General features: G+C 53.4%; 7 protein-coding genes. 1 reads left to right on the forward strand and 6 read right to left on the reverse strand.

The features are described from left to right. Positions 1–30: 30 nt before the first annotated feature. The 6 genes from ybiO to rhtA all read right to left on the reverse strand — a co-directional run bounded on the left by ybiO (position 31) and on the right by rhtA (position 6,628). Positions 31–2,241, reverse strand: coding sequence for a mechanosensitive channel protein (ybiO, locus tag ACOTYB_RS22165; RefSeq protein ID WP_023315681.1), 2,211 nt, complete (start codon positions 2,239–2,241; stop codon positions 31–33). 120 nt (positions 2,242–2,361) lie between these two features. Beyond that, a complete protein-coding gene (glnQ, locus tag ACOTYB_RS22170) occupies positions 2,362–3,084 on the reverse strand; it encodes a glutamine ABC transporter ATP-binding protein GlnQ (protein ID WP_003858465.1) in 723 nt (240 codons plus the stop codon). Further along, positions 3,081–3,740 carry a glutamine ABC transporter permease GlnP gene (glnP, locus tag ACOTYB_RS22175; RefSeq protein WP_003858462.1) on the reverse strand — a complete coding sequence of 220 codons (660 nt, stop codon included), beginning with the start codon at positions 3,738–3,740 and terminating at the stop codon, positions 3,081–3,083. Before glnP ends, glnQ begins: the two co-directional genes overlap by 4 nt. 93 nt (positions 3,741–3,833) lie before the next feature. Beyond that, positions 3,834–4,577, reverse strand: a complete 744-nt coding sequence (gene glnH / locus ACOTYB_RS22180) for a glutamine ABC transporter substrate-binding protein GlnH (RefSeq protein ID WP_045343626.1) — start codon at positions 4,575–4,577, stop codon at positions 3,834–3,836. A gap of 361 nt (positions 4,578–4,938) precedes the next feature. Next, positions 4,939–5,442 carry a DNA starvation/stationary phase protection protein Dps gene (gene dps / locus ACOTYB_RS22185; RefSeq protein ID WP_000100801.1) on the reverse strand — a complete coding sequence of 168 codons (504 nt, stop codon included), beginning with the start codon at positions 5,440–5,442 and terminating at the stop codon, positions 4,939–4,941. Positions 5,443–5,740: 298 nt separating this feature from the next. Beyond that, entirely contained in the window at positions 5,741–6,628 is an 888-nt protein-coding gene (gene rhtA / locus ACOTYB_RS22190) for a threonine/homoserine exporter RhtA (protein WP_409249049.1), read from the reverse strand. Positions 6,629–6,982: 354 nt separating this feature from the next. Here rhtA and ompX point away from each other — a divergent pair, with 354 nt between their 5' ends. Then, positions 6,983–7,501 carry an outer membrane protein OmpX gene (gene ompX, locus ACOTYB_RS22195; RefSeq protein ID WP_003858450.1) on the forward strand — a complete coding sequence of 173 codons (519 nt, stop codon included), beginning with the start codon at positions 6,983–6,985 and terminating at the stop codon, positions 7,499–7,501. Positions 7,502–7,641: the final 140 nt, after the last annotated feature.

Consider the following 7,641-nt stretch of genomic DNA (forward strand, 5'->3'; position numbering starts at 1 on the left):
CGGGTAAGGCGAAGCCGCCACCCGGCTCGTTTACAGCGTCGGCTCCTGCGGAGGGAGCGGCGAAGCGGGCGGCGACAATACCTGATACGTCTGCACCGGCGCTCTCACGTTCGCCAGATCGAAGTGTTTTTTCACCATGCTGTCGAGGGCGAAGCGCACCGTCCACTGCTTCAGCGGCTGGGTGGTGAACGACACGCGCAGGGTAAAGGCAGTGTTCGTCAGCCCGACGATGCCCGCGAACGATGGTTCACCAATCACCAGCCCGCGAATATCCTCCATCTCCATCAGTTCGTTCACCGCATCCCGCAGCGCCTGCTTCGCCTTATCTGCATCTTCGTGACGATCGACATCATAATTCGCCACCACCGAACCAATGCCGCGCACAAAGTTGGCAAAGGTGGTGATCGATGACCACGGAATAATGTGGTACGCGCCGGTATCCTGACGCACGCCGACGGAGCGAATGGACATCCTCTCGACCGTGCCGGTGAGCGGACCGATGGTCACCAGATCCCCGGTATTCATCCCGTTCTCAAACTGGATAAAAATGCCGGTGATAATATCCTTCACCAGCGTCTGAGAACCGAAGGAGATCGCCAGCCCCAGCGCACCGGCACCCGCCAGCAGCGGGGCGATATTCACGCCGATTTCCGACAGCACAATCATGATGGTGATGGTACTGATGATCACCGCCAGCGCGTTGCGGCACAGGGTTAGCAGCGTGCGGGCGCGGGCGCTCGGTAGCGGCCTGCCGTGGACATCCGACACCAGACGGTTTTCGATAAGGCTTGCCAGCAGCGTCCAGCCGACGGCGGAGAAAAACAGGATCAGCGCGATACGAATAAGAATATCAACGGTCTTTTCCCCCGCGCCGTTATGCAGCCAGTTCCAGAAATCAAACAGCCCCCACGCGTTCAGCAGCAGCATAATTGCCACGCAGACCGTCAGAATACGCGCCACCTTCAGGGATACGGTCATCCAGCCATTCACCCGCTTTTGCAGTTCCGGGTAGTTACGCTGAACCTGCGGCGACAGGGTGATCGTTTTCGACAGCCAGCGGGAAAGCAGGCCAGAGACAAAGGCCGCAATGCCGATAATCGCCAGGCTTTTGAACGTCGCCCCCATCATAAATTTCAGGCTATTGCCCGGGTCGAACAGGGAGAAGAAACAGAGCACAATAAAATAGGCGCTGGCCAGCCAGTGCCACACCAGCGCAAAGGCGCGAATAAAGAGGCTGAAAAAGGAGAGGGAGCGATCGGCCAGGTGCAGCAGGCTGTCGGTGATCGCTTTTTTATTGTGGAAGATGAGGTACAGCGCCCAGACGGTAATGCACAGCATGATCAGCACGTTCGCCAGCGCCCCGAACTGCACGTTAACCTGGTTGGAAATAATCGGCACGGCAACCAACAAGCCATAACCAATCAACCCGCTCAGCACGCTAAGCCGCACCGCCCAGTATTTGGCGCTCTGATCCGAAATGGCGAAGGGGCGAAGGTCCGGCACGCGTGGGCAGAAGATCAACCGCAGGAGGGCTTTAAAGAACTCAATCAGGGCAAACGCATTGAGGAACAGTCCCTGCTGAAACGCGATGGTTTTGTTTCCGGTATTAAGGCGGTCAGCCAGCAGCTGACCGACAAACAGCGTCAGGGCCAGCAGCAGTAAATCGATGACGAACGCCCCGGTAATCATTGCCGGAAGATGCAGCCAGCTGCTTTTATGCTGATTCTTTTTGCGTCCCCACTGTCCCATTTTCCGGTAAAGCGGCCAGACAGACAGGCGCAACAGCCAGTAAAAAATGAAGACGGCACCAGCCAGAATAGCAAACTGGGTGGCGGCGGCGGAAAAGGTGTGAGGATTAAAAGGCTTATGTGAGGTGCCAACCAGGTTGCGATAGAGCTGGGCAAAACGCGACGACAGGGCTTCCCCGTAGCGGCGACTGATGTCGGTGACGTTTTCCAGCACCGTTTTTTCTTCTTCGGCTTCCGGCGGCGCAATAGCAGGAACCGGATCCTGAGGCGGCGTGGCGGCCACCTTCCTCAGCTGATCGATCAGCTCCTGCCGGGACGTGTCGTTCTCAAGCACGTCGGCAAGCGCGCTGTAGGCAGCTTTTTTCTTTTCAGCATCCGGTTCTGGCGGCGCATTTTGCTGGGTGGCGGTGGCTCCGGTGGTGACGCCGGGAAGGGTTACGGCGAGCGACGGCGCGCTAAACAGGCTAAACAGGAGTAACAGGATCCACGGCACGGCGTCCTCCGACAAAAATATCGTGCAAAATGATAAGTATAGAGCGCGCGGAGCGGAGGGCAGTTTTTGGGAACAATCCGGCATAAAAAAGCCGGGCATGCCCGGCTCTGTGTGTGGTTATCAGGAGACGTGTTGCAGGAACTCCTGAAGGCGCTGGCTTGGTGGGTTCGCAATCAGCGTCTGCGGATTACCGTCTTCCGCGATGCGGCCCTTATCAATGAAGATCAGACGGGACGCCACTTTTTCGGCAAAGCCGATTTCGTGGGTAACGATGACCATCGTCATGCCTTCTTCCGCCAGATCCTGCATAACTTTCAGCACTTCGTGACGCAGCTCCGGGTCGAGTGCCGACGTTGGCTCATCGAACAGCATCATCTTTGGCTTCACCGCCAGCGCACGGGCAATGGCCACGCGCTGCTGCTGGCCGCCGGACAGCTCGGAAGGATAGTGGTGGGCACGCTCCGCCAGACCAACCTTCGCCAGCAGATCTTTTGCCAGCGCTTCCGCTGCCGCTTTGCTGGCCCCGCGCACGCGCAGAGGACCAAACATCACGTTTTCCAGCGCCGTGAGGTGCGGGAACAGGTAGAACTGCTGGAACACCATGCCCGCTTCCTGGCGGATCAGGCGCTCGTCCACTTTCGGATCGTTAACCTTCAGACCATCGACGATCAAATCGCCGCTGGTGATCTCCTCAAGCTTGTTAATGCAGCGCAGCAGGGTGGATTTACCGGAACCGGACGGCCCGATGATCACCACCACTTCTCCCTGCCTGATGTTCAAATCGATATTGTGCAACACCTGGGTTGGGCCAAAGTGCTTGGAAACGTTTTTAAATTCAATCACAGGATTTTCATCCTTCTTTCAAGACGACGCAGAACAAAGCTCAGGACAAGCGTGATAATCAGGTAGACAACGGCGACCGCACTCCAGATTTCCAGGGCGCGGAAGTTACCCGCGATGATCTCCTGGCCCTGACGGGTCAGCTCGGCCACGCCGATAACAATAAACAGCGAGGTGTCTTTGATGCTGATGATCCACTGGTTACCCAGCGGCGGCAGCATGCGGCGCAGCGCCAGCGGCAGAATAACGTGGCGGATCGTTTCGCGACGGGAAAGACCTAACGCCAGGCCAGCTTCACTGAATCCTTTATGAATCGACAGCACCGCACCGCGGGTAATTTCCGCAATGTAGGCGCCGGAGTTGATCATGATGGTGACAACGGCGGCGCTGAACGGGTCGATGCGCAGATCGGTGAAGGCCATCGGCAGGGCGAAGTAGATGAACATGACCTGCACCACAATGGGTGTGCCGCGGATCACTTCGATGAAAACCAGTGCGATGTGATTTGCAATCCAGCCACCGTAGGTGCGGGCGAAACCGGCGACAAGACCGATAATCAACCCGCCAACCAGACCGAGGACCGAAATCCACAGGGTCATTTTAGCGCCTTCAAGCAAGAGTGGAATGGCAGGCCAGATGGCGCTCCAGTCAAACTGCATGATGTATTCCTGTATACCGTGGTGAAAAACGAAAAACGTAGGCCCGGTAAGCGTAAGCGCCACCGGGCGTTACAAACCTGAAGTCAGGTGAAATTATTTAGGCTCGGTACCGAACCATTTTTTGTAGATTTCGTTATAGGTGCCGTTCTCTTTCAGGGTTTTCAGCGCGCCGTTAACTTTGTTACGCAGGTCGTCGCTGCCTTTCGGGAATGCAATACCGTACTGCTGAGCTTCCAGAGAATCACCTACCGCTTTGAACTTGCCGTTACCGGCAGTTTTGATGAAGTACAGGATGTTAGGCGTATCGTGCAGCACCGCATCCGCGCGGTTGGTGCCCAGTTCCATGTAAGCGTTGTCGATGTTCGGGAACTGACGCAGGTCTTTGGTTTTGATGTTGGCTTTCGCGTAATCCACGGAGCCGGTACCGCTCTTCACGGCGACCACTTTACCGTCGAGATCTTTCACGCTTTTCACATCGTTGTTATCCGCTTTCACCATCACCAGCAGGCCGCTTTTGTAGTAGCCGTCAGAGAAATCGATAGCTTTTTTACGCTCTTCGGTAATGGTGATGCCTGCCAGCGCCAGGTCAACGTTTTTGGTTTGCAGTGCCGGGATAATGCCGCTGAAATCCATTGGCTTCAGGGTGTAATCCAGTTTGAGTTCTTTTGCGACAGCGGCCCACAGATCCACGTCAAAACCAACGTATTTATCACCCTGTTTAAATTCAAACGGTACGAACGCCGTGTCAGTCGCCACAACCAGTTTTTCGGCAGCCTGCGAGGACACCGCAAACGCCAGGGTAAGTGCAGCCAGTGAAACTTTTAATACAGACTTCATAGCATATCCTTTTATATCCACGGGGCGATCCCCTGCGAGAACCTCTGGCACAATGAAAAAATCATGCCAGTTTTACAAGCTGTTGTTTTGCAAAGGGGATGATGTCACGCATTGCACAAAAAGCGTGGCAATCTTGTCATGTTGCACCAGAATGGAGCACCGTTTTGGTGCGCTTCGTTAAGGTCTTCTGACAGGGGGATATTTAGCGCAGAATCTGACGAAAAAACAATCTTCCGTTAACGATTGTGTGAGGTGATTATTACATTTTATTCACTTTTGCGGTCGTTGCGGGCAAAAGTGCGCACCATAAATGTGCAAAACCCCCGCCAGGGGCGAGGGTTATTCGGAAAATCCGCAGGGATTATTCGATGTTGGACTCAATAAACCACAGGAACTGATCCAGGTCGCGTGATGCGGCAGTGAAGATATCAGCAGTATCTTCATCTTTGGCTTCGCCAATCGCTTTACGAACATCGTTCGCCACAATCGCGTAGCGGTCCGCCAGCTCTTTCAGGTGATCCTGAACGGTATGGATATCCAGCGGATAGCTTTTCAATGGCGTTTTGCTGTTGATCACCTGTGTGGTACCCAGTGCCACGCCACCCAGCTGTACGGCACGTTCGGCCATGGTATCCAGGTGAGTCACCAGTGCTGTGCGGAAGCCATCCAGCATTTCATGAACGGCAATAAAGTTTGCACCGCGCATATTCCAGTGAGCCTGTTTGGTGATCAGCGAAAGATCGATGAACTGGACCACCTGGCGATTCAGCAGCTCAATGGTCGCTTTTTTATCGCTATCCGATACATCGTTACGGGTATAAAGCAGATTAGACGCTTTCGTTTTCACCAGTTTAGCGGTACTCATAATCTCATATCCTCTTGATGTTTGTGTCCCAGGTAATTACGGGACTTAGTATAGCACCGGATTTTTTCTCTGCGGTTTGGCTCTGCCTATTGGTTTAATAGTGAAAGGAAGGTTGTATTATCAACTGCTTGAAAAATAAGTAGTTTATTAAAGTTGATACAGATCAATCTTAATTCATTCTTCGGGAAGCCGGGCAGGTGAAATATTTTGGCAATACAAGATAGTTTGTAAGAAATTATTTGAAGTACTGACGAGGCGTATATTCTGCATGGCGGGTTAGCCATGCAGAATTTAAGGCCTAGTTGAGATCGATTTTTTGCACTTTAGGTTCCGGGCGCATGGTCAGGGTGGAGCCCATTGACGCCGCGATAATGGAACAGAGCGCCAGCGTTTGTACCAGGGGCAGGGTTTCACCGAGGAAAATCATTCCTGAGATGGCGGCCAGCGCGGGCTCCATGCTCATGAGCGTACCAAAAATGCGTGTGGGCAGGCGCGTCAGGGCGATCATCTCCAGAGAGTAGGGCAGGGCCGTAGAGAGAATGGCAACCGCCAGACCAACCGGCAGGATTGACCACTGCCATATTGAGTCTGTCGCTTGTGCCATTCCGATTGGGACAAAGATTACGGCGGCAATTAGTGAGCCTAAGGCGACCGTCGCGGGGCCGTGCTCTTCGCCCGCACGCTGGCCAGTGAGAATATACACCGCCCAGCATGCCCCCGCGCCCAGCGCCAGAGCTGCCCCTGTCAAATCGATTTGTGAAACGCTTTGCCCGAGCGGCAGCAGGAACCATAGCCCCAGCACGGCCAGTATGACCCAGATAAAATCTACCGGACGACGAGAAGAGAAGAGGGCAACCGCCAGCGGGCCGGTAAATTCAAGCGCGACCGCGATCCCCAGCGGGATAGTCTGAATAGAGAGATAGAACATGTAGTTCATCCCTCCCAGTGCCAGCCCATAAAAAAGCAAAGGCAGTCGCTGCTCCTTTTTAAACCGTAGCCGCCAGGGTTTAAAGATAACCACGAGGATGAGGGTGCCTAATGCGATACGCAGCGCCGTGACGCCGGGCGCACCAACCAGCGGAAACAGCGATTTTGCCAGCGACGCGCCGCTTTGTATGGACATCATCGCGATAAGTATGACTGCCACCGGCATCCAGACCGACGATTTACGGGGTAAACCTGGCATCCTTTCTCCTGTCAATTTTTGTCAAAAGAGGTAAAAGTGGCAGTGTAATGGAAATAAGCTGCGACGGTTGAGCTACTGTTGAAAAAAATCCAGGGAAAATCCGTAAAATGAGGAAAGGTTGATGCTTTTATCGCCTGAAAGATTAGGAATAATCTGGATGAACTTTCTGGCGATGACGCGCACTATTAGCGTTTGACGGTGAAAATCTGGAGTTATTTTAACAAGATAGCTGGTGCTGGAAATGTTCTGTTACAGGAAAGGTCGCATTAGACATCGTGAATGACAAAGAGTTTCACAGATTTTTTTGATATATTTAAAACTTACGGACTTACTTGAAGCACATTTGAGGTGGTTATGAAAAAAATTGCATGTCTTTCAGCACTGGCAGCTGTTCTGGCTGTTTCCGCAGGTACCGCTGTAGCGGCAACTTCTACTGTAACTGGTGGTTACGCTCAGAGCGATATGCAGGGCGTGATGAACAAAACCAACGGTTTCAACCTGAAGTACCGTTACGAGCAAGACAACAACCCGCTGGGTGTGATCGGTTCTTTCACTTACACCGAGAAAGATCGTACTGAAAATGGCTCTTACAATAAAGGTCAGTACTACGGCATCACCGCGGGTCCTGCTTACCGCCTGAATGACTGGGCAAGCATCTACGGTGTTGTAGGTGTTGGCTACGGTAAATTCCAGCAGACCGAAAATCAGGGTCTGAACCGTACTGCAAGCAACAGCGACTATGGTTTCTCCTATGGCGCAGGTATGCAGTTCAACCCAATCGAAAACGTTGCTCTGGACTTCTCCTATGAGCAGAGCCGTATCCGCAACGTTGACGTTGGCACCTGGATCGCGGGCGTAGGTTACCGCTTCTAATCACTTCGGTGAGCCAGTAAAAAATCCGCCCTTTGAGGCGGATTTTTTTTGTTTGTACCCTCTCCCCGTGGGCTGAGGGATCCCCAGTAATATGGTCATGCCACCATGACCATATTACTGTACTCTTTTCCCAGCTTTTT

Source organism: Enterobacter cloacae complex sp. IR5450 (genome assembly GCF_049238665.1).
GTDB classification, from domain to species: Bacteria; Pseudomonadota; Gammaproteobacteria; order Enterobacterales; family Enterobacteriaceae; genus Enterobacter; species Enterobacter hormaechei_C.